We start from the raw sequence: 22,060 nt of genomic DNA on the forward strand, positions 1-22,060 counted from the left end.
ACGACGGGGGGACGACGGGGGGCGGGAACACGAAAGCGGCCCCACCCGGTGGGGGAGTACCGGGTGGGGCCGCATCACCGTGCCGGGCCCCGTACGTTCGTGATGCCCTCGCGACGTACGGAGACCGGGCCCCGCGCCCTGTCCCTGAGCGCGGGGCCGGACGCCTCGTCAGGCGTCGGTCTTCACCAGCTCGTCGCTGGAGTCCTGCTGGGCCGAGCCGCCGACGACGGTCAGCGGAGCGGCCGACTTGGCACCGCGGATCAGGAACGGGACGACACCGGCGACCAGGCAGACCACGGCCGCGACCCAGAACGCGTGCTTGTAGGCGTCCAGGGTGGGCAGCGACAGCGGGATCTGCGGCGGCAGCTTCATGGTGTCGCCGGTCAGGATGGCGGCCATGACGGCGGTGCCGATCGCGCCACCGACGGTGCGCAGCACCGAGTTCATGCCGTTGGCGATACCGCTCTGCTCGACCGGGACGGCGCCGTTGATGTAGGCCGGCATCGCGGCGAAGGCGAGGCCGACACCGAGGCCGAAGATCGCCGAGGCGGTGTAGATGTCGCCCTCACGGCTGTGCCGCAGGGCCAGGTAGGCCATCGCGACGGCGCCGAGGACACCACCGAGGACCAGCGGCAGACGCGGGCCGCGGCGGGCGATCAGCAGGGCGCCGAGCGGCGCGGCGACCATCGAGCCGATCGCGGACGGCAGCAGCATCACACCGGCGTGCAGGACGGTGGCGGTGAAGCCGTAGTGGGTCAGCTTCTCCGGGGTCTGGGCGAAGTTGCTGATGACCATGAACGAGCCGTACATGCCGAAGCCGATGAGCAGGCCCGCCAGGTTGGTGAAGGCCACGGCCGGGCGGGACATCATCTTCATGTCCACCAGCGGGTGCGCGACCTTGGTCTCGATGACGCCCCAGACCAGGGCGACGACGGCGGCGACGGCGAACAGACCGAGGGTCTTGGTGGAGGTCCAGCCCCAGTGGTTGCCCTGGCTGACCGCGACCAGCAGTGCGGAGAGCCAGCCGGCCAGGGTGAGGGCGCCGAGCGGGTCGGCGCCGCCCTCCTTGTCGGTGACCGGGTCCGACGGGACGCGGAAGGCGACCAGGGCGATCGCGATCAGGCCGAAGACCAGGCCCATCCAGAAGATCGACTTGTAGTTCCAGTGCTCCAACAGGACACCGGTGGCCACCAGGCCGAGGCCGGATCCGACACCCATCGAGGCGCTGATGGCGGCGACTCCGCCGGTCACCTTCTGCTTGGGCAGCTCGTCGCGGACGATGCTGATCGCCAGCGGCATGACGCCACCGCCGGCGCCCTGCAGGACGCGGGCGACGACCAGCCAGGTGAACGAGTGGGTGCTGACGGCCAGCGCCGAACCGGCGACCAGGCCCGCCAGCGAGATCAGCAGCATCGGCTTGCGGCCCCGGAGGTCGCCGAAGCGGCCAAGGAGGGGAGTCAGCACGGCTGCGGAGAGCAGGTTGGCGGTCATCAGCCAGGTGACGCTGGAGGCCGAGACGCTCAGTTCCTTGGCCAGCGAGGGCAGGATCGGGACGACCGCGGTCTGCACCACGCTGAACGACAGCATCGCCAGGATGAGGGCCGGCAGGACCCGGGCGCTGCTCTGCTTCTCGGCCGCGGTGGTGGGCTGGGGTGCCTCACTCACGGTTGCTTCCTCCCGTACATAGTGAATGAACTGAAGTAACCATGCAGGGAAATACTTCAGAGTGTCAAATATCGAGCGGTTAAGCTTTGGCAAAGGGGAAGAGTCGGGGCTTCCGGGGGCCGCCTGCGGCGGGCTGCGGCTGCGGGGTGGGGGCGGGGCTTGAGGAGCCAGGGCATGGGGAAGGACCCCGACCGGGGGTGGTCGGGGCCCTTGTGGGGGTGGGGGTCAGACGAGGGGGCGCAGGGCCGAGGGGCGGGAGTTCCCCGGTGCCGGGGTGGTCGTCGACGGAGGTGGCGTGGTGGCGGCCGGAGGCGTGGTGTTGTCGTGGACTTCGACGTGTTCGCGACGGAGTTCGTCCCGGATCACCTCCTCGGCGGTGTAGCGCTCGACGACGAGGCGGACGCGCTCGATGGGGGCGAGGTACTTGCGGACCACCGGGCGTTCCCCGCGGAGAGTGACCTCCTCGACGGCCTCGGCGATCTCCTTCTCGGTGAGCGAGGCGCGCTCGGCCTCGCCGACCGGCATCCGCTCGACCCGGACGCGTTCGCGGACCACCGGGACGCGGCGCTCGATCTGTTCGCTCGTCACGTACTTGCGCAGCTTCGCGGTGCCCACCGTGTGCCATTCGGTGGTGATGTCCAGCCGCTCCTCGCGGCAGGTGATCTCCACCGGTTCGTTGCGGGAGGCGGCGCCCGCGCTGGACGCGGGGGCGGCGGACGTCGGGGCGGACATCGCTGCGGGCTGCGGCTTGGGCTCGACGGTGGGTGCGAGTGTCGCGGCCGCCGCGGGCGCGGCGGCGGGTGCGGGGGTGCTGACGGTGCGCACGCTGTCCTCCGTGGCGGTGCTGGTGCCGTTGGCAGCCCTGGCGGGCTCTGGGGAGCGGAGGGCGTGCGGCTTGGTGGCGGCCGCGGCGGCCGCGGCAGCCGGAACGGCCGTCGTGGTGCCGAAGTCGTGGTCGGGCTGAGCGGTCCGGCCGCTGTCCTCGCCGGCCGGGTGGTCGTCCGCCGGGGTATCGAGGCCGTAGTAGCGGTACAGCTGGAGCTCTTGGGCGGGGGACAGGTGCTGGCCCACGCCGAAGTCCGGGGACTCCTTGACCAGTGACTTGTCGTACGGCACCCGGAGCTCGTCGCCGGAGAACTCGCTCGTGGTGAGCGGGACGAAGGCGTCCCGGCCGAAGATGCCGGTCCGGACGGCGGCCCATTCGGGCTGGCCGGTGGCGTCGTCCAGGTACACCTCGTCGACCGTGCCGATCTTGTCTCCGTTTCGGTCGACCGCCTTGTGGCCGATGAGGTCCCGGGGGTCGATGTCGGTCTGCACGCTTTCCTCCAGTGCGCTGAGCCAGCGGAACTCCCGCAGGAAGGCGGCAGGAGCGCCCGTCCCGTCCGCCACTCCACACCAAATGCCATGAATCGGACGGGCGCGACCGGGGTGCGCCGGACGGGCTGCGGGCTGGGCCGTCCGGGGGACGCGCGTAGACCCGGGGTGACGGGAAGCACCCGTGATCGGATGGCCTCCCGCTGGTACCCTGGGCGGCGACCGCAGAGCCCGCTCGGGAGAGTCTCCGACCGCGAAAACCGCTGGTCGGGGCGCCGAAGGAGCAACTCCTCCCCGGAATCTCTCAGGCATCCGTACCGTGTGGGGTAGGTCACTCTGGAAAGCAGGGCAGGAGCGTCGGCACGGAAGCCGGCGATCACCACCCTCACCGACGGTGCAAGCCGACGGCGTGCCGCAGCGCGCCGTGCGGGCGAAGCTCTCAGGTCCCGATGACAGAGGGGGAGGCCTGACGGGTCCGCCCGCCGTGGCTCATTCGCTGTTCCGCAGCGAGGAAGGCCGGTAGGCGCGCGTACCCCCGCCGGTCCGTGACCAGGAGGCCTCGACCACCATGAACGCCCAGCCGAACGCGGGACGCCCCACCGGCGCCTCGACCCTCACCGAGCTTGAGCTGGCCAGCCCCTTCGAGAACCGCCACATCGGCCCCGACGCCGCCGCGCAGGAGAAGATGCTGGCGTCCGTCGGCTACGGCTCGCTGGACGAGCTCGCCGCCACGGCCGTGCCCGAGGCGATCCGCTCCATCACCGGCCTGGACCTGCCCGCGGGCCGGACCGAGGCCCAGGTCCTCGCCGAGCTGCGCGAGCTGGCCGGCCGCAACCAGGTCCTCCAGCCGATGATCGGCCTGGGCTACTACGGCACCTTCACGCCGCCGGTGATCCTGCGCAACGTCATGGAGAACCCGGCCTGGTACACGGCCTACACCCCGTACCAGCCGGAGATCTCGCAGGGCCGCCTGGAGGCGCTGCTCAACTTCCAGACCCTGGTCTCCGACCTGACCGGCCTGCCGACCTCCGGGTCGTCGCTGCTGGACGAGGGCACGGCGGCCGCCGAGGCGATGGCCCTGGCCCGCCGCGTCACCAAGGTCAAGGGCGGTGTCTTCCTGGTCGACGCCGAGACCCTGCCGCAGACCACCGCGGTGATCCAGACCCGTGCGGAGCCGACCGGTGTCGAGGTCGTCGTCGCCGACCTGTCCGACGGCATCCCGGCCGAGATCGCCGAGCGCGGCGTCTTCGGCGTTCTGCTGCAGTACCCGGGTGCCACCGGTGTCGTCCGCGACCTCACCTCGGTGATCGAGCAGGCGCACGGCCTGGGCGCGATCGTCGCGGTCGCCGCCGACCTGCTGGCGCTGACCCTGCTCAAGTCCCCGGGCTCGCTGGGCGCCGACATCGCCTGCGGCACCTCGCAGCGCTTCGGCGTGCCGATGGGCTTCGGCGGCCCGCACGCCGGCTACCTGTCGGTGCGCGCCGAGTACGCCCGCTCGCTGCCCGGCCGCCTGGTCGGCGTCTCCGTCGACTCCGACGGCAACCGGGCCTACCGCCTGGCGCTGCAGACCCGCGAGCAGCACATCCGCCGTGAGAAGGCCACCAGCAACATCTGCACCGCCCAGGTGCTGCTCGCCGTGATGGCCTCGATGTACGCCGTCTACCACGGCCCGGACGGCCTGGCCGACATCGCCCGCCGCACCCACCGCTACGCCGCCGCCCTCGCCGAGGGCCTGCGGGCCGGCGGCGTCGAGCTGCTGCACGGCGAGTTCTTCGACACCGTCACCGCGGTCGTCCCGGGCCGCGCCGCCGAGATCGCCGCCGCCGCCCGCGCCAACGGCATCAACGTCCACCAGGACGGCGAGGACCGGATCTCCGTCTCCACCGACGAGACCACCACCCGCGAGCACCTGGCCGGCGTCTGGGCCGCGTTCGGCGTCGACGCGGTCGAGGTCGCCGAGGCCGCCGACGCGCTGCCGGGTGCGCTGCTGCGCGAGGACGAGTACCTGACCCACCCGGTCTTCCACAGCCACCGCTCGGAGACCGCCATGCTGCGCTACCTGCGCCGCCTGTCGGACCGGGACTACGCGCTGGACCGGGGCATGATCCCGCTGGGCTCCTGCACCATGAAGCTCAACGCGACCACCGAGATGGAGGCGGTGACCTGGCCGGAGTTCGGTCAGCTGCACCCCTTCGCGCCGATCGATCAGGCCCAGGGCTACCTGACCCTGATCCGCCAGCTGGAGCAGCAGCTCGTCGAGGTGACCGGCTACGACGCCGTCTCGATCCAGCCGAACGCGGGTTCGCAGGGCGAGCTGGCCGGTCTGCTGGCCGTCCGCGCCTACCACCACGCCAACGGCGACACCCAGCGCGACATCTGCCTGATCCCGTCCTCCGCGCACGGCACCAACGCGGCCTCGGCCGTGATGGCCGGCATGCGCGTCGTCGTGGTGAAGACCCTGGTCGACGGCGACGTGGACGTCGAGGACCTGAAGGCCAAGATCGAGCAGCACCGCGACAACCTGTCGGTGCTGATGGTCACCTACCCGTCGACCCACGGCGTGTACGAGACCGAGATCACCGAGATCTGCGCCATGGTGCACGAGGCCGGCGGCCAGGTGTACGTGGACGGCGCCAACCTGAACGCCCTGGTCGGCCTGGCCAAGCCGGGCAAGTTCGGCGCGGACGTCTCGCACCTGAACCTGCACAAGACCTTCTGCATTCCGCACGGCGGCGGCGGCCCGGGCGTCGGCCCGGTCGCGGTGCGCGCCCACCTGGCGCCGTACCTGCCGAACCACCCGCTGCAGTCGGAGGCCGGCCCGGCCACCGGTGTCGGTCCGATCTCGGCCGCGCCGTGGGGCTCGGCGGCGATCCTCCCGATCTCCTGGGCGTACGTCCGGCTGATGGGCGGCGAGGGCCTCAAGCACGCGACCCAGGTCGCGGTGCTGAACGCCAACTACATCGCCAAGCGCCTGGCGCCGCACTTCCCGGTGCTCTACACCGGCCCGGGCGGGCTGGTCGCGCACGAGTGCATCATCGACCTGCGCCCGCTGACCAAGGAGACGGGTGTGACGGTGGACGACATCGCCAAGCGCCTGATCGACTACGGCTTCCACGCGCCGACGATGTCCTTCCCGGTGGCCGGCACGCTGATGATCGAGCCCACCGAGTCCGAGGACCTGCACGAGATCGACCGCTTCTGTGACGCGATGATCGAGATCCGGGCCGAGATCGACAAGGTCGGCTCGGGCGAGTGGGTGGCCGACGACAACCCGCTGCGCAACGCCCCGCACACCGCCGCCGAGCTGGCCGGCGACTGGGCGCACGGCTACTCGCGGCAGGAGGCGGTCTTCCCGGCGGGCGTGAACCCGGCGGACAAGTACTGGCCGCCGGTGAGCCGGATCGACGGCGCGTACGGCGACCGCAACCTGGTCTGCTCCTGCCCGCCGCTGGACGAGTACGGCGTCTGACGGACCCGGGCGCCGGGGGCGCCCGGACGTTCGGCAGGGCCCCGGCGGAACTCTCCGCCGGGGCCCTGCCCGTACCGCGACGGCTCGGCCGGCCGCGCCGGTGGTATGGCCGGCCGGTCGCGTGGTCGGGCCGGTGGTCAGGCCGCGTGGGCGACGGGGCGGCGCGGGGCGATCACCCTGCCGTCCGGCAGCAACTCTCCGGTGTCCTCGAAGAGCACGACGCCGTTGCAGAGCAGGCTCCAGCCCTGCTCCGGGTGGCAGGCCACCGACACGGCCGCCTCGCGGTCCTCGGATTCGGCCGACGGGCACTCAGGACGGTGCTGGCACATACGCGTACCCTCGCTTCGCTCTGCGATCCTCCCCGTGGTGCGGTCGCCGGAGGTCGTGCCGTCCCGGGGGCCGCCGCGGTAGCCGGATCCTGTCCGCACGCCGACCAGGTGTTGACCGGCGCTCAAGTGGGTAGGACAGGTGGTCCTTCCACGCTGGTTCCCAGTGTCGGCATCTGCGGACGTGCGCGCAGGCATTTCGTGACACGCGCCACAACTCCCGCGCATAGATCACCCGTTCAGGTGGGGCCGGGGGGAGAACGCGCACCGGTGGGCCAGCCGGGGGATGGCCCGATCAGGCCATGGCGGATGCCCCGTTCGAGTGCTCTCTGTTCGGGTGACGTTCCCCGGGCGCGGGAGGTACGGACACGGCGGAGGGCCGCCGGGCGGGTGGTCCGGCGGCCCGTGCGGGTGCGGGTGGTTCAGGACGTGCCGAGCAGCAGCGGCCTGGCGAGCGGTGCCCGGGCGAGCAGCGGCAGCAGCTCGGCGGCGGGGTAGGCGCGGTGGGCGGTGACGCCGAGCGGGGCGGGGGCGAGCGGGATCAGCAGGTCGCCGGCCGGGCCGGTGTCGGGGCTGTGCAGCCAGAGCGCCGTCGCGTACTGGCCCGGGAAGGTCAGGAGCCGGGGCTGCCGGCGGATCCGGGAGCTCTGGGCGAGTTGCCAGGCCTCGCGCAGCGCCCGGACCGTCGAGTCGAGGTAGGGGCCGGCGGTGAAGTGGGAGAAGGTGTGGCCCTCGACGGCCTGTACCACTTCGGCGGCGGCGGCGACGTCGGCGCCGTCCTTGATCAGGAAGCGCCACCCGGTGCGGCGGGCGGCGGGGAGCTCGGGGCGCGGGCCGTCCAGGACGTGCACCGCGAGCGGATGCGCGGGGACCAGGGTGCCGGCCGGACGACGCAGCGCTGCGGCGGCGGGCTGGCGCAGCGCGGTCTCCGAGTCGAGTGCGCCCAGGACCGCGCGCAGGGCGCTCGGCGGGGGCTGTGGGGTCTGCAGAGTCATGGCGGGGTCCGCCTCTCCAAGCGAGATCGGCGTTGCGAGTGCGGCATACCGGCATGGCGCGGCGCGTCATCGGTGACGGGGGCTGGCCGGGTCCGGTTGTGCAGGATCGCGGTGCCGGCGCGGTCGCCGCCCTCGACGAGGGCTTCGGGGCGGAACGTTCCGGCCGGCGCGCTGTGCGAATTCCATCGAACAGAAGCGCAGGGTGATCTGTTTATCACAGGCCGTGGCGCCGGGCAAGTCTGCAGATGGTCTGAAATTCCGTCAGATGCCTTGCATTGCAAGCCAGTACAAGCATTCGGGTATCGATCTTCGAGGTGGGCATGATGCTTGCACGGTCGGTCGGCCGGGTGGCTCAACGGGGTGTCTCAGGAGGAGGGGACCGTGGGCGAGAAGGTCGTGGCGACTCGGGCGGATCTGGCGGACCGGCAGCTGTACCGGCGCAAGCTCCAGGCCTGTCAGGAGGCGCTGGGGCGGATGCTGCGGGAGGACTGCTTCGACCGGCCGCGGGCGGTGATGGGACTGGAGATCGAGCTCAACCTCGCCGACGAGCAGGGCCTGCCGGCCATGAACAACGCCCAGGTGTTGAGCGAGATCGGCTCCAGCGACTTCCAGACCGAGCTGGGCAAGTTCAACATCGAGGTCAACATCACGCCGCACCGGCTCTGCGGGCACGTCTTCGAGGAACTGCGCGAGGAGATCGACACCGGGCTGCGCTACGCCGACCGGAGGGCCGCCGAAGCGGGCGCCCGGATCGTCATGGTGGGCATCCTGCCGACGCTGGAGCACGGCCACACCGGGCTCGACGCGATGAGCCACAACCAGCGGTACACCCTGCTCAGCGACCAGATCCTGGCCGCCCGCGGGGAGGAGATCGCACTCGACATCGAGGGCGTCGAGCACCTCCAGCTGGAGTCCATCACCATGGTCGCCGAGGCCGCCGCGACCTCGCTGCAACTGCACCTCCAGGTGACCCCGGAGCGCTTCTCCTCGGTGTGGAACGCGGCCCAGGCGCTCTGCGGGCCGCAGCTCGCGCTGGGGGCGAACTCCCCGTTCCTGTTCGGGCGGGAGCTGTGGCGGGAGACCCGCCCGGTGCTCTTCCAGCAGGCCTGCGACACCCGTTCGGCGGAGCTCAAGGCACAGGGCGTGCGCCCGATCACCTGGTTCGGCGAGCGCTGGGTGGACTCGGCGTACGACCTGTTCGAGGAGAACCTGCGCTACTTCCCCGCGCTGCTGCCGATCTGCGACGACGAGGACCCGCTGAAGGTGCTGGCCTCCGGCGGCGCGCCCAAGCTCGCCGAGATGCGGCTGCACAACGGCACCATCTACCGCTGGAACCGGCCGATCTACGACGTCTCGGGAGGGGTGGCGCACCTGCGGGTGGAGAACCGGGCGCTGCCGGCCGGGCCGACGGTGGCCGACACACTGGCCAACGCCGCCTTCTACTACGGGCTGGTGCGGGTGCTCGCCGAGCAGCCCCGGCCGGTCTGGACCCGACTGCCCTTCGAGCGGGCGGACGAGAACTTCCGGCAGGGCGCCCGGTACGGCATCGACGCGGTGTTCCAGTGGCCGCGCCCCGGACGAGCCGGACGCGGCAGCGGCCTGCAGACGGTGTCCGCCGTCGACCTGGTGCTGGGCGAGCTGCTGCCGATGGCCTACCAGGGCCTCGACGCCTGGGGCGTGGAGCCGGCCGACCGGGACCGCTACCTGGGCATCATCGAGCAGCGCTGCCTGCGCCGCACCAACGGTGCGGCCTGGCAGAGCGCGACCTTCCACCGGCTGCGCGAGCAGTACGGGATGGACCGGCCCGCGGCGCTCGCGGCGATGACCCGGCGCTACGCCGAACACATGCGCGGCGGGGAGCCGGTGCACACCTGGCCGGTCGGCTGAGCCCCGCACGCACCGGGCCGGTCGGCTGACCGGGCCGCTGTGTCAGGATGATCGCTCCGGCGGTCGGCCGACGGCCGGAGCGACCGCCCGTCCGCTGGAGCCCCCGTGACCGCAGTCCCGACCGCGCCGCAGGCCGCGCAGCCCACCCGCCGTCAGCTCGGGGCGGAGCTGCTGATCGTCCTCGGCCTCTCGCTCGGGGCCAGCGGGATCAGCGCGCTGATCAGCTTCGCGGGCTCGCTCACCGAGCCGATCAAGCTCGGCCAGCAGGTCGCCACGCTGAACGGCTCGCGGGCGCCCGGACGGCCCTGGCTGGACCTGGTCTGGCAGCTGTACTACATCGGGCGCGGCCTGATGCCGGTGGTACTGGTCGGCTACCTGCTGGTGCGCGAGGGCGTCACGCTGAAGGTGCTGGGCTTCGACCTCGGGCAGAAGCTGCGCGACCTCGGCCGGGGCGCGGCCGTCGCGGCGGCGATCGGCGGGTCCGGGCTGGCGCTGTACCTGGCCTCGCAGGCGGCCGGGTACAACCTGACGGTGGCGCCCTCGGGGCTGCCGGACGTCTGGTGGCGGGTGCCCGTGCTGGTGCTGTCGGCCTGGCAGAACGCCATCCTGGAGGAGGTCGTCGTCCTCGGCTACCTGCTGCGCCGGGTGGGGCAGTGGGGGTGGTCCTGGCCGGCTGCGGTGGTGGCCAGTTCGGTGCTGCGCGGCTCGTACCACCTGTACCAGGGGGTCGGCGGGCTGGTCGGCAACATGGTGATGGGGGCGGTGTTCTGCCTGCTGTACCGGCGCTGGGGGCGGGTGATGCCGCTGGTGGTGGCGCACGCGCTGATCGACACGGTGGCCTTCGTCGGGTACGCGTTGCTCGCCGGTCACGTCAGCTGGCTGCCGACCGCCTGACCGCCCCGTCCTCGGGAGCTCGGCCTTTGGTCGGGACGGCCCGGCGGCGCGGCGGGCGGGTCAGCAGGCGGTCGACGTGCCGGCGCTCCAGGCCCTGGCCGGGGTCGATCGGCAGCAACAGGCGGTCGCGGCGCCAGAGCGACCTGCGGACCAGCCGGGCGGGGATCACGTCGTCCACCCAGGCGAACGGGCGGCCCCCGGCGTAGCGCAGCAGCGGGGCCCACTTCGCGGCGGAGAACAGCTCCATCAACGGGACGCGCGGATCGCCGGGCTGCGGGACGTAGCCGGCGAGGCGGACCACCGGGAGCGGGTCCAGACCGATCAGCGGGGCGACGTGGGTGTTGGCGTGCTCCTCCCAGGTGGTGGCCCAGACCAGCTCGTACGTCCCGGCGAGTTCGCGCAGCCACGCGCCGTGCCGGGTGGAGAGCAGGACGGAGTAGCCGAACAGAGCGTGGGTGTCGAACCCGGCGTCCGGATCGGGACAGACGGGGTTCAGCACCCCGTCGACGTCCAGGAACAGCAGTGGCTTCGGCACCGGTGGCCCCCCGAGCGGTGGTGTTTCCTACCCTCTCGGACGACCCACCCGTCCCGTTGGTTGCCCACCGTCAGGCGCACGCGGGGCGCACGGGGCGCTCACGGTGCGGGCACGGGCTCGGTGGCGGGCACCGGTGCGTCGGTGGTGCTCCGGCGGCTCAACCGGCGCACCTGCGGCTCCAGCAGGACCGCCGCGCTGAGCACCAGGCAGGCGACGGCGCAGGTCCAGAGCGCGCCGCCGAGACCGAGCGCCACGGCGGCCGGGCCGGCCAGCGCGGTGCCGACCGGGGCGAGAGAGTAGGAGCCCAGCTCGTCGTACGCGGAGACCCGGGAGAACATCTCCTCCGGGATCTCCTGCCGGAGCGCGACCATCCAGTTGACGCCGAAGACGGTGACGCCGACGCCGGAGAGGAACATCGCGGCGACCAGCAGCGGCAGCGGCACCGCGGCGGCCAGGGCCAGCGCGGGCAGGCCGAACAGGAACACCCCCCAGTTGCCGACCAGCAGGATCCGGCGGGGCCGCCAGCGCGCCATCAGCAGGCCGGTGGCCACCAGACCGACGCCGTAGGCGGACATCACCAAGCCCCAGGCTCCCGCGCCGCCGAGCCGCTCCTCGGCGACGGCCGGCCCGTACACCGACTCGACCGCGCCGACGCAGGCGACCAGGACGGAGAACTGCAGCACGATCACCCGGAGCCAGCGGCGGGAGGCGAACTCCTGCCAGCCCTCGCGCAGGTCCCGCAGCACGCTGCCGCCGGAGGGGGCGGGGGACTTCTCCGGCTCCAGGAAGAAGCGCAGTGCGGCGGCGACCAGGAAGCACAGGGCGTCCAGGGCGAGCACCCAGCCGGGGCCGACGGCGGCGGTGAGCGCTCCGCCGAGGGCTGCGCCGCCGATCTGGGAGGCGTTCTGGCCCATCCGGAAGACCGAGAAGGCGCGGGCCGCGTGCTCCTCGGGGACGGCCTGCATGATCATGCCGCCGGAGGCGGGGGAGTAGAGCGCGTAGCCGGCGCCGCCGGCGGCGGAGAGCAGCAGCAGCTGCCAGAGCTGCGCGTTCCCGGCCAGGACCAGGGCGGCCAGCACGGCCTGGGAGGCACCGCTGAACAGGTTGGCGGCGACCATGATCCGGTGGCGGGGCAGCCGGTCGGCGAGGGCGCCGCCGAGGACCAGGAGCAGCACGGTGGGCAGCAGCCGGGCGGCGGTGACGTAGCCGACGTCGGTGGTGGAGCCGCCGTTGCCGAGGACGGCGAAGGCGGTGGCGATGGGGGCACCGGCGTTGCCCAGGCCACTGATCACCGTGGCGGCGGTCTGGATGCGGAAGTTGCGGCTCGCCCAGGAGGATCGGCGCGGGCGCGTGGGTGGGGTGGGCACCCGGCGACTATGGCGGGAGTCCGTACAGGTGTCCATCGGGTTTTCGCACCTGACGGTCCGGCCCGCAGCGGGTGGCCCGGACGGCACCCGGGGGGGCCGGCCGGTCGGCTCAGCCGAGGTGACCCCGGAGGAAGGTGAGGGTGCGGCTCCAGGCGATCCCGGCCTGGAGCGGGTCGTACGTGCCGAGCAGGTCCTCGTCGTTCATGAAGGCGTGACCGGCCGGGTAGAAGTGGATCTCGGGGCGGACGTCGGTGGCCTCGCCGATCCGGATCGCGGCCTCGTCCACGGCGGCCATCGGGATCGAGCCGTCCAGTTCGCCGAAGTGGCCGAGGACATGGGCGGTCAGGCCGCGGTAGTCGAAGTCGGGGTCGGGCGGGAGGCCGTAGAAAGGCACCACGGCGGCCACTCGGTCGCCGGCCCGGGCGGCCAGCAGCAGGGCGAAGCCGCCGCCCATGCAGAAGCCGACCACCCCCACGGCGTCGCCGACCACGCCGTCCAGCGAGAGCAGGTGGTCGACGGCCCCGGCGAGGTCCTCGACGGCCCGCTCGACGGGGAGTTCGCGCTTGAGCCCGGCCGCCTCGGCGGGGTCGTGGGTGGTCGCGCCGCCGAACAGGTCGGGGGCGAGGACGGTGAAGCCCTCGGCGGCGAAGCGGTCGGCCACGGTGGCGACGTGCGAGGTGAGCCCCCACCACTCCTGCACCACCACCAGACCGGGCCCCGCGCCCTGCGGCGGGTGGGCCAGGTACCCGTGCGCGGTGCGGCCGTTGCTCGGGAAGGTGACGTTCTGCCGGGAGCTGCCCTGGTCAGGCATGGCTTCCTCTCCGTGGGTCGGGCCGCGAGCGGCGGGGGTTCGAGGGGACGGGCGGGGTCAGCCCATCTCCTCCAGGGCGCGGCCCTTGGTCTCCTTGATGAAGAAGGCCACGAACGGGATGGAGAGCAGCGCGAAGCAGGCGTAGATGACGTACGTCGCCGAGAGGTTCCAGTCGGCGAGGTCCGGGAAGCTGACGGTGATCGCCCAGTTGGCGATCCACTGGGCCGACGCGGCGACGGACAGCGCGAGCGCGCGGATCCGGTTGGGGAACATCTCGCCGAGCAGGACCCAGACCACGACGCCCCAGGAGAAGGCGAAGCAGAACACGAAGACGTGCGCGGCGATCAGGGCGACGACCGCATGGGTGTTGTCCAGGGTCGCGGAGTCGCCGGTGCCCTGCCGGAAGGAGAACGCCCAGGCGGCGGTGCCGAGCGCGGCCGCCATGCCGATCGAGCCGGCCAGGGCGAGTGGCTTGCGGCCGATCCGGTCCACCAGGACCATCGCGATCACCGTACCGATCACGTTGACGATCGACGTGGAGAGGCTGATCAGCAGCGAGTTGGACTCGTTGATGCCGACGGACTGCCAGAGGAAGGACGAGTAGTAGAAGATCACGTTGATGCCGACGAACTGCTGGAACACCGAGGCGCCGATGCCGATCCAGACGATCGGCAGCAGCCCGAAGCGGCCGCCGAGCAGGTCCTTGATCCGGGGCTTGTGGGAGGACTCCAGCACCGCGCGGATCTCCGCCACCCGGGAGTCCAGGTCCACGCCCTCGCCCTCGACCTCGACCAGCACCGTGCGGGCCTGCTCCTCGCGGTGGTCGGCGATCAGGAAGCGCGGCGACTCCGGGATGGCGAGCGCCATCAGGCCGTACACCAGGGCGGGGATGGTCTCCACGCCGAGCATCCACTGCCAGGCCTGGATGCCGCCGAGGTGGCCGGTGGACTCACCCCCGGCGGCCTGGTTGAGCGCCCAGTTGGCGAGCTGGGAGACGGTGATGCCGAGCACGATCGCCATCTGCTGGAAGGAGGCCAGCCGGCCGCGGTAGGCGGTCGGCGCGACCTCGGCGATGTAGGTGGGCGCGATCACCGAGGCGATGCCGATCGCGATGCCGCCGACCACGCGCCAGGTGGCGAGGGCCTCGATGTTCGGCGGGAACATCGAGCCGATGCCGCTGGCTGCGAACAGTACGGCGGCCAGCAGCATCGTGCGCACCCGGCCCAGGTGGTCGGCGAGCCGGCCGGCGATCACCGCGCCGACTGCCGAGCCCAGCAACGCGATCGCCACCACGAAGGCGGTGGTGCCGTGGCCCACCTCGAAGTGCTTCTGGATGCCCGTCACGGCGCCGTTGATCACCGCGCTGTCGTAGCCGAACAGGAAGCCGCCCATGGCGGCGGCTGCCGAGATGAAGATCACGTGGCCGAGGTGAGCCTCGCCGGACACCCGCCGGCCGTTGACTGAGGACACGCGCGCTCCCGGGGAGGACGGGCCCGCTCTGACGGCGAGTGGGCAGGGCTCGCCTCACATTCGAGCAGCGCCGGGCCCGCCCTGCCCGTGTTCGGGGCCGATTTCGGGGCCGATCGGGTGACGCGGGGTCAGTCGGCGGCGCGCGGCGTGACGGCGCGCCGGGTGGCGGTGCGGGCGTCGCCGGCCGGTGGTGCGGTGGTGCGCCGCTGGTGACGGCGGAGCAGCTGAGTGCGGGCGGCGGCGTACTGGTCGCGGCCGCGCCCGCCGTCGTCGGCGCGCTCGGCGAGGCGGTCGGCCATCGCGTGCTGCGCCTCGGCGGGCTTCTTGTCGTCGTACTTGAACTTGGCCCGCACCTCGTCCACGGTCAGCCGGAGCCCGCGCAGACCGGGCAGTTGACGGGCCAGCTCCCCGCTGCCGGGCACCACCCGGACCTCCGGCGTCTCGGGCTGGAAGTGCGCCAGCTGGCGGTTGAGGATCTCGGCCTTGCCGGCCGCGGACTCCACGACCTCGGCGGTGCAGTGGAAGTGGACCGAGGCGTAGTAGCTGGTCGGCGTGCCCGGGGCGCCGCGCCAGTGGCCCGGGGCGAAGGCGTAGCCGTCGGTGACCGCGAGGGTGACCTTGGGGTCGGCCCGGACGGCGGCCAGCAGCGGGTTGGGCGCGGCCAGGTGGAGCAGGATCTCGCCGTGTTCGGCGTCCAGCAGGAAGTGCGTCGGGACGAGCACCGGGCCCTCGCCAGGGGCGCCGTTGGCGGCGAGCAGGCCGAAGTCGCGGCCCTCGGCGAGCCAGGCGCGCCACTCGTCCTCGTCGCCGCGGTCCCAGGATCTGATCAGCATCGGGGTGTTCCTCGTCAGTGGGGGTAGCGGCGCAGGTGCGCGGGGAGCGGTGCGGTGCCGTCGTGCGGGACGGGGGTGCCGTGCACGGTGGTGACCGGGATCAGGCCGGACCAGTGCGGCAGGTCGGCGTCCTCCGGGTCGTCGTCGGCGTCGTCCGCGCGGGTCTTGGCGGAGACCTCGTCCAGCTCCAGGCGGAGGACGGCCGTCGCGGCGAGCTCCTTGGCGTTGGCCGGGCGGACCTCGGCGGACCGGCCGGGGACCGCGTGGTCGACCAGGGCGGCCAGTGCGACGTCCAGCTCCTCGGGGTCGGTGACCTGGTGCGCGGTGCCGTGGGCGACGACCGAGCGGAAGTTCACCGAGTGGTTGAACGCGGACTTGGTCAGCACCAGCGCGTCGACCTGGGTGACGGTGACGCAGACCGGCATGCCCTGCTCGCCGGAGGCACCGCGCATCGGCCGGCTGCCGGTGGAGCCGTGGACGTAGAGCCGGCTGCCGACCCGGGCGTAGATCGTCGGCAGGACCACGGGGGCGCCGTCGGCCACGAAGCCGAGGTGGCAGACGTAGGCGCTGTCGAGGATGGCGTGGATCTCCGCCTGCTCCCAGGTGGCCCGGTCCTTGTAGCGGGTGGGGGTGGTCCTGGGGGTGCGGGAGTAGGTCGGCGGGCCTTCCGGGGCGTCTGACATGACAACCTCTATGTACTAGTGCATAATCGTCTTTGTGCTAGGAGACTATCCGCTGAAAGGGCGACGCGCCAGTGAAATCGCGGCGCACATCGAGCAGGGCGTGAGCAGCGGAATGCTCGCCCCCGGAACCGCGCTGCCCCCGCTGCGCGACCTCGCCGCCGAACTCGGCGTCAACCCCAACACCGTCGCCGCCGCCTACCGCCTGCTGCGCGACCGCGGCGTGATCGAGACGGCCGGCCGCAAGGGCAGCAGGATCCTCCCCAGACCCGCGCTCGTCCCGCGGGACCAGATCAGCATCCCCGTCCCCCCGCACGCCCGGGACCTCTCCACCGGCAACCCCGACCCGGCGCTGCTGCCCGACCTCGGACCCGCCCTCGCTGCCGCCGCCGCGGCCGCCCGCGCCGAACCGGTGCTCTACGGACACCCGGCCGTCGCCCCGGACCTGCTGGCGCTCGCCCGCGCCTCCTTCGAGGCCGACGGCCTGCCCGGCGGACCGATCGTCGTCGCCTCCGGCTCGCTCGACACCGTCGAGCGCATCCTCGGCGCCCGGCTGCGCGCCGGCGACGCGGTGGCCGTCGAGGACCCGGGCTGGGGCAGCCTGCTCGACCTGCTGCCCGCGATGGGCCTGCGGCAGCTGCCCGTCCGGCTGGACGACGAGGGGCCGCTGCCGCAGTCGCTCGCGGCGGCGCTGGCCGAGGGGGCCCGGGCGGTGGTGGTCACCAGTCGGGCGCAGAACCCGACCGGTGCGGCGCTCACCGCGCGCCGGGCCGAGGAGCTGAAGGCCGTCCTGGCCGAGCATCCCGGGGTGCTGCTGATCGAGGACGACCACGGGCACGGCATGGTCGACCAGCCGTACCACCCGCTGGTCGGTGCCGGGTCGCGGCACTGGGCGGTGGTGCGTTCGGCCGCCAAGGCGTACGGGCCCGACCTGCGGGTCTCGGTGGCGGTCGGTGACGCGGAGACGATCGGACGGGTCGCCGGACGGCTGCGGCTGGGCGCCGGCTGGGTCAGCGAGCTGCTGCAGCGCACCGTCGCCGAGCTGTGGCGCGCCGACGCGGCGCCGGTCGCGCGGGTGGCCGCCACCTACGGGGCCCGGCGGGACGCACTGCTGGGCGAGCTGGCGGCGCGCGGGATCGAGGCGCACGGCCGGAGCGGGCTGAACGTCTGGGTGCCGGTGCCGGACGAGACCTCGGCGCTGGCGGCACTGGTGCAGCGCGGCTGGGTCGCGGCGCCCGGGGCGCGGTACCGGATCCAGTCGCCGCCCGGGCTGCGGTTCACCACGGCTCGGCTGGAGCCGGCGCAGGCCCGGGCGCTGGCGGAGGACCTGGCGGCGGTGCTGGGGGCGGACGGGGGCCGATCGCGGCTGGTGTGACGCCCGGGGAGTCCTGTGGCCGGTGTGAACCGCAGGCGGCATCCCGGGATCCGGTTGCCGGTCTGGTCTGAACCCGGCGGTAACAAAAGCGGAAACCTGCTGCAGATACCTAGCGGTAACAGGCGGGGGCATGTCATCTTCATCGCGCCACCGGCCGGCGGCCCACCCTCACCAAGGCGTCTTCCCGTTCCCCATGCCACGGGGAGACCGAGCCGCAGGAGTTCCGCCGTGCCCGAAAACAGTTCGAGCATCACCCGCAGCGCGCCTCGACTCGGACGGCGGCTGCTCGCCGCAGCCGCCGCCCTCCCGCTCGCCGCCGCGGGTCTGGCCGTCGCCGCGCCGGCCTCCGCGGCCCCGGCCGCGCCGGCCTCCGCGGCCCCGGCCGCCCCGGCCGCCGTACCCTCCGGCCCCACCGCCAGCGTCACGCTCGGCGACAGCTACATCTCCGGCGAGGCCGGCCGCTGGAAGGGCAACTCGGCCGGCACCAGCGGCAGCCGCAACGGCAGCGACCGCGCCTGGACCGGCAGCTCGTACGACCCCTCGCGGGTCTACGGCGCCACGGCGGCGAGCGGCTGCGACCGCTCCGACGTCGCCGAGGTGCTCAGCGCCTCGACCGGCGCCCAGAACGAGATCGACCTGGCCTGCTCCGGCGCCGTCGCCGCCAACGTCTTCCGCGCCTCCAACGGCGGCCAGTCCTTCAAGGGCGAGGCCCCGCAGGCCGACCAACTCGCCGGTGTGGCACGGCAGAACAACGTCAAGCTGATCACCCTGTCGATCGGCGGCAACGACCTGGGCTTCGCCGACATCATCTCCACCTGCGTGCAGGACTACCTGATCTGGTACTCGTACTGCCACGACTCGGCGCAGTCCCAGATCGACGACAAGATGCCCGCCGCGATGGCCGGCGTCGGCAAGGCCGTCGACGAGGTCCGCGCCGTGATGGCCGACGCGGGCTACGCCCAGTCGGACTACCGGCTGGTGCTGCAGTCCTACCCGTCGCCGATCCCGCGCGGCGCGGAAATGCGGTACCCGGAGAGCGGCTGGACCCGCTCCAACACCGGCGGCTGCCCGTTCTGGGACGGGGACGCCGACTGGGCCCGCGACTCGATGGTCCCGCAGATCTCCCAGGCGCTGGCCGGCGTCGCCGCCTCCAAGGGGGCGCAGTTCCTGGACCTGTCGGACATGCTGCAGGGCCGGGAGGTCTGCTCGACGGCCACCAAGCAGCCGACCGCGAGCTCCGGCCCGTCCGCGACCACCAGTGAGTGGGCGCGTTTCCTGGACGGCGGGCTGAACTCCACGCAGGGCGCGCTGCAGGAGTCGATGCACCCCAACTACTACGGCCAGCAGGCGGTCGGGCGCTGCCTGACCCTGCTGTGGGGGCGCCCGAGCGGCGACTACGCGTGCCGCAACACGGCCGGGCAGGACGCGAGCGGGATGTACCTGACCGCGCGGTGACGATGCGGTGAGCCCGGCGGTGACCGGGTGCCGGCCGGCTGCGGTGCCGGGCGGCCACGGTGCCGGCCGGTTGCCGGCGCGTGCTTCGGCGCCCCCGCGGAATCGGTCGCGGGGGCGCCGGGGGCGCCGGGGGCGTCGGCGGCGTGGTGGCCGGTGCGCCGGTCGGAGCGGTCGTCGTCCCGGTCGGGTCGCGCCGGCCGGGTCGCGCCGCGGGGTCGCCGGGGTCAGCCCTTGGCGAGCAGGGACTGGGCGTGGGCCCGAACCTGATCCTTCGTCAGATAGGCGTCGGTGTACTCGAAGTCACGCAGCCGGGCGGGCTGGCGGGCCAGGAAACCGGTACGGACGAAGTCGTCCCCGGCGGTCGCGTTGAGCAGCCAGTTGGCACCCACCCGGAACTTGGCCACGTTGGTGCGCATCGCCATCATGTGGTAGCCGCGGGCGACCAGCTGGGCGGGCACCCCGCGCAGCTCCACGCCGACCGGCTTGGAGACCGCGTCCTTGCCGCCCAGGTCGACCACCAGGCCCAAGTCCTTGTGGTAGTAGGGCTCCAGGGGCTGGTTGCGGAGCGAGGCGATCACGTTGTTCGCCACCACCCGGCCCTGCCGGGCGGAGTGCTGGGCGGTCGGCGGACAGACCGCGCCGTCGCCCTTCGCCAGGTCGGGCACGGCGGCGGCGTCGCCGAGCGCGAAGACGCCCTCGAACTGCGGCACCCGCATCTCCGCCGTCACGGCGAGCCGGCCGCGCACCGTCTCGGCGTCCAGCGTGCCGATCAGCGGGCTCGCGGCTACCCCGGCCGTCCAGATCAGGGTGCGGCTGGGGAGCACCCGGCCGTCCGTGAACTTGACCGACTCGGCGCCGACTTCGGCCACCGAGACCCCCAGCGACACCTCGATGCCGCGCCCCCGCAGGACCTCCAGGGCCGCCTGGCCGAGCGCGTCGCCGAGCTCCGGCATCAGCTTCGGCGCGATGTCGATCAGGTGCCACTTGATCTGCCGGGCGTCGAGCCGCGGGTAGCGGTGGGTGGCGGCAGTGGTCAGGCGCTGCAGGCAGGCGGCCGTCTCGGTGCCCGCGTAGCCGCCGCCGACCACCACGAACTGCAGCCGGGACTCGCGCTCCCGCTGGTCCAGGGTGGCCGAGGCGAGGTCGAGTTGGGCGATCACGTGGTCGCGGACGTAGGTCGCCTCGGCGAGCGTCTTCATGCCGCGGGCGTAGTCGGTCAGGCCCGGGATGTCGAAGGTGCGGGTGACGCTGCCGGGGGCGAGGACCAGGATGTCGTACTTCTGCGCGACCACCTCGTCGGTGATCTTGCGGATCACGCACACCCGGGAGGCCGGGTCCACGCCGATGGCGCCGCCGGGGACGATGTGGGTGCGGCGCAGCGAGCGGCGCAGGGACACGGCCACGGACTGCGGGGTGAGGACGCCGGCGGCGACGTGCGGGAGGAGGGGGAGGTAGAGCTGGTAACTGAACGGCGTGACCAGCGAGATCTCGGCCTCCGAGGGTGACAGCTTGCGTTCGAGGCGGCGGGCGCACTCCAGTCCGGCGAAGCCACCGCCCACGATCAGGATCCGAGGTCGTTCCATCGCTCATCCCTTTGCCGTGAAGGTCCCCATTACTGTCCGCCACACTCGCACGGAGCAGCGGGGGCTGCCACCGGGGTGGGGCGGAGGAGGGAGGAGGGGGGAGAGGGGGTGCGGCGGGGCGCGGGTGGTCGCTGCGCCGTGGTGGGGGAGAAGGGGTGGCGGCACCGATAGGCTGTGGGCGTGCTACCCGAGGTGACGGCGATCCGGTACGTGACGCCACTGCGAGAAGGCGGCTCGATGCCGGGCCTGGTCGAGGCCGATGATCGTCGGCTCTATGCGCTGAAATGGGTCGGTGCGGCGCAGGGGCGCAAGGCCCTGGTCGCGGAGGTGCTGGCCGGGGAGCTGGGACGGCGGCTCGGGCTGCCGGTGCCGGAGCTGGTGACCGTCGACCTGGACCCGGTGCTCGCGCGCAGCGAGCCGGATCACCAGGTCCAGGACCAGATGCGGGCCAGCGGCGGGACCAACCTGGGGATGGCCTTCGTCAGCGGTGCGCTCAACTTCGACCCGCTCTGCTTCGAGGTCGATCCCGAACTCGCGGGCCGGGTGCTGTGGTTCGACGCGTTCATCGGCAACGTCGACCGGTCCTGGCGCAACCCCAACCTGCTGGTGGCGACCGGCGGGCTGCGGCTGATCGACCACGGCGCGAGCCTGATCTTCCACCACAACTGGCCCGGCGCGGCCGGCTGGGTGCGCCGCCCGTACGACGCCTCGGACCATGCGCTGCTGGGCGCCCGGCCGGACCTGGGGGCTGCCGACAAGGAGCTCGCGCCGCTCGCGGAGGCGGCGGTCGAGGCGGCCGTGGCGCAGATCCCCGACGTCTGGCTGATGGACGAGTTCGGCTTCGACTCGCCCGACGAGGTGCGCGCCGCGTACCGTTCCCAGCTGACCGGGCGACTGGCCGGTCCGCGCGACTGGCTGCCGGAGGTGTCCGCATGACCGATCCGTCGACGCACGTGCTGCCGGTCGCGGTCGAGCTGCACGACTACGAGTACGCCGTGATCCGCGCGGTGCCGCGGGTCGAGCGCGGCGAGTGCGTCAACGTCGGGGTGCTGCTGTACTGCCGGCAGAGTTCGCACCTGGCGGCGCGCACGCACCTGGACCAGGCGCGCCTGCTGGCGCTGGACCCGGTGGTGGACGTGCAGGGCGTGCGGCGGGCGCTGCACGGGATCGAGGCGGTCTGCGCGGGCGGCCCGCAGGCCGGTCCGGCAGCCGGGGACAGCCCCGGGCAGCGGTTCCGGTGGCTGACCGCGCCGCGCAGCGCGATCGTCCAGCCCGGGCCCGTGCACACCGGACTGACCGCCGACCCGGACGCGGAACTGCGGCGGCTGTTCGACCAGCTGGTGCTCTGAGCGGAGGCCCGGAGCGGGCCGGCGGGCGGGGTGTGAGGTGGCTCCCCGACGG

The 22,060-nt window shown here is 73.1% G+C and carries 18 protein-coding genes and 1 riboswitch; of the genes, 7 read left to right on the plus strand and 11 right to left on the minus strand.

Annotated features, from left to right (window positions below; translation table 11 throughout):
- Positions 1 to 168: 168 nt before the first annotated feature.
- Together AB0D10_RS20155 and AB0D10_RS20160 are read right to left on the minus strand one after the other, a co-directional pair.
- Complete coding sequence (locus tag AB0D10_RS20155) at positions 169 to 1,665, minus strand: MFS transporter (protein WP_360257990.1); 1,497 nt, start codon at positions 1,663 to 1,665, stop codon at positions 169 to 171.
- Between the two features lie 225 nt (positions 1,666 to 1,890).
- A complete protein-coding gene (locus AB0D10_RS20160; protein WP_360257993.1) occupies positions 1,891 to 3,054 on the minus strand; it encodes a PRC and DUF2382 domain-containing protein in 1,164 nt (387 codons plus the stop codon).
- 151 nt (positions 3,055 to 3,205) lie between these two features.
- Positions 3,206 to 3,309, plus strand: a riboswitch (glycine riboswitch).
- A gap of 238 nt (positions 3,310 to 3,547) precedes the next feature.
- Between AB0D10_RS20160 and gcvP the strand changes: the two genes are divergently transcribed.
- On the plus strand, positions 3,548 to 6,448 hold the full coding sequence (gene gcvP, locus AB0D10_RS20165) for an aminomethyl-transferring glycine dehydrogenase (protein ID WP_360257996.1): 2,901 nt from the start codon (positions 3,548 to 3,550) through the stop codon (positions 6,446 to 6,448).
- Positions 6,449 to 6,585: 137 nt separating this feature from the next.
- On the opposite strand, the gene AB0D10_RS20170 is transcribed toward gcvP, so the two are convergent.
- The gene (locus AB0D10_RS20170; protein WP_030256473.1) at positions 6,586 to 6,777 is read right to left on the minus strand and encodes a DUF5999 family protein; all 192 of its coding nucleotides are present in this window, start codon (positions 6,775 to 6,777) and stop codon (positions 6,586 to 6,588) included.
- A 419-nt stretch (positions 6,778 to 7,196) separates the two neighbouring features.
- Positions 7,197 to 7,769, minus strand: a complete 573-nt coding sequence (locus AB0D10_RS20175) for a hypothetical protein (protein WP_360257998.1) — start codon at positions 7,767 to 7,769, stop codon at positions 7,197 to 7,199.
- A 381-nt stretch (positions 7,770 to 8,150) separates the two neighbouring features.
- Between AB0D10_RS20175 and AB0D10_RS20180 the strand changes: the two genes are divergently transcribed.
- Together AB0D10_RS20180 and AB0D10_RS20185 are read left to right on the plus strand one after the other, a co-directional pair.
- On the plus strand, positions 8,151 to 9,656 hold the full coding sequence (locus tag AB0D10_RS20180; RefSeq protein WP_360258001.1) for a glutamate--cysteine ligase: 1,506 nt from the start codon (positions 8,151 to 8,153) through the stop codon (positions 9,654 to 9,656).
- A gap of 105 nt (positions 9,657 to 9,761) precedes the next feature.
- The gene (locus tag AB0D10_RS20185; protein ID WP_360258004.1) at positions 9,762 to 10,550 is read left to right on the plus strand and encodes a CPBP family intramembrane glutamic endopeptidase; all 789 of its coding nucleotides are present in this window, start codon (positions 9,762 to 9,764) and stop codon (positions 10,548 to 10,550) included.
- Here the strand turns inward: AB0D10_RS20185 and AB0D10_RS20190 are convergent.
- From AB0D10_RS20190 to AB0D10_RS20215, 6 genes are all read right to left on the minus strand, one after another.
- The gene (locus AB0D10_RS20190; protein WP_360258007.1) at positions 10,528 to 11,085 is read right to left on the minus strand and encodes an HAD domain-containing protein; all 558 of its coding nucleotides are present in this window, start codon (positions 11,083 to 11,085) and stop codon (positions 10,528 to 10,530) included. The two genes, AB0D10_RS20185 and AB0D10_RS20190, sit on opposite strands and share 23 nt — an antisense overlap.
- 98 nt (positions 11,086 to 11,183) lie before the next feature.
- Entirely contained in the window at positions 11,184 to 12,452 is a 1,269-nt protein-coding gene (locus AB0D10_RS20195; RefSeq protein ID WP_360258010.1) for an MFS transporter, read from the minus strand.
- Positions 12,453 to 12,561: 109 nt separating this feature from the next.
- Positions 12,562 to 13,263: an alpha/beta fold hydrolase gene (locus AB0D10_RS20200; RefSeq protein ID WP_360258012.1), complete on the minus strand. Its 702-nt coding sequence runs from the start codon at positions 13,261 to 13,263 to the stop codon at positions 12,562 to 12,564.
- Positions 13,264 to 13,320: 57 nt separating this feature from the next.
- Positions 13,321 to 14,733: a sugar porter family MFS transporter gene (locus tag AB0D10_RS20205; protein ID WP_360258014.1), complete on the minus strand. Its 1,413-nt coding sequence runs from the start codon at positions 14,731 to 14,733 to the stop codon at positions 13,321 to 13,323.
- Between the two features lie 128 nt (positions 14,734 to 14,861).
- Positions 14,862 to 15,566, minus strand: a complete 705-nt coding sequence (locus AB0D10_RS20210) for an FMN-binding negative transcriptional regulator (RefSeq protein WP_360258016.1) — start codon at positions 15,564 to 15,566, stop codon at positions 14,862 to 14,864.
- 14 nt (positions 15,567 to 15,580) lie between these two features.
- Positions 15,581 to 16,249, minus strand: coding sequence for a pyridoxamine 5'-phosphate oxidase family protein (locus tag AB0D10_RS20215; RefSeq protein ID WP_360258018.1), 669 nt, complete (start codon positions 16,247 to 16,249; stop codon positions 15,581 to 15,583).
- A gap of 34 nt (positions 16,250 to 16,283) precedes the next feature.
- Between AB0D10_RS20215 and AB0D10_RS20220 the strand changes: the two genes are divergently transcribed.
- Together AB0D10_RS20220 and AB0D10_RS20225 are read left to right on the plus strand one after the other, a co-directional pair.
- Complete coding sequence (locus AB0D10_RS20220) at positions 16,284 to 17,621, plus strand: aminotransferase class I/II-fold pyridoxal phosphate-dependent enzyme (RefSeq protein ID WP_360258021.1); 1,338 nt, start codon at positions 16,284 to 16,286, stop codon at positions 17,619 to 17,621.
- 228 nt (positions 17,622 to 17,849) lie between these two features.
- The gene (locus AB0D10_RS20225) at positions 17,850 to 19,076 is read left to right on the plus strand and encodes a GDSL-type esterase/lipase family protein (RefSeq protein ID WP_360258023.1); all 1,227 of its coding nucleotides are present in this window, start codon (positions 17,850 to 17,852) and stop codon (positions 19,074 to 19,076) included.
- A gap of 224 nt (positions 19,077 to 19,300) precedes the next feature.
- On the opposite strand, the gene AB0D10_RS20230 is transcribed toward AB0D10_RS20225, so the two are convergent.
- Positions 19,301 to 20,659: an NAD(P)/FAD-dependent oxidoreductase gene (locus tag AB0D10_RS20230; protein ID WP_360258025.1), complete on the minus strand. Its 1,359-nt coding sequence runs from the start codon at positions 20,657 to 20,659 to the stop codon at positions 19,301 to 19,303.
- A 180-nt stretch (positions 20,660 to 20,839) separates the two neighbouring features.
- Between AB0D10_RS20230 and AB0D10_RS20235 the strand changes: the two genes are divergently transcribed.
- A complete protein-coding gene (locus AB0D10_RS20235; RefSeq protein ID WP_360258027.1) occupies positions 20,840 to 21,595 on the plus strand; it encodes a HipA family kinase in 756 nt (251 codons plus the stop codon).
- Positions 21,592 to 22,008 (plus strand): DUF3037 domain-containing protein, encoded by a 417-nt coding sequence (locus AB0D10_RS20240; protein ID WP_360258030.1) that lies wholly within the window; start codon positions 21,592 to 21,594, stop codon positions 22,006 to 22,008. The genes AB0D10_RS20235 and AB0D10_RS20240 overlap by 4 nt, the downstream gene beginning before the upstream one ends.
- Positions 22,009 to 22,060: the final 52 nt, after the last annotated feature.

It is taken from the genome of Kitasatospora sp. NPDC048545 (assembly GCF_040651155.1).
Lineage (GTDB): Bacteria > Actinomycetota > Actinomycetes > Streptomycetales > Streptomycetaceae > Kitasatospora.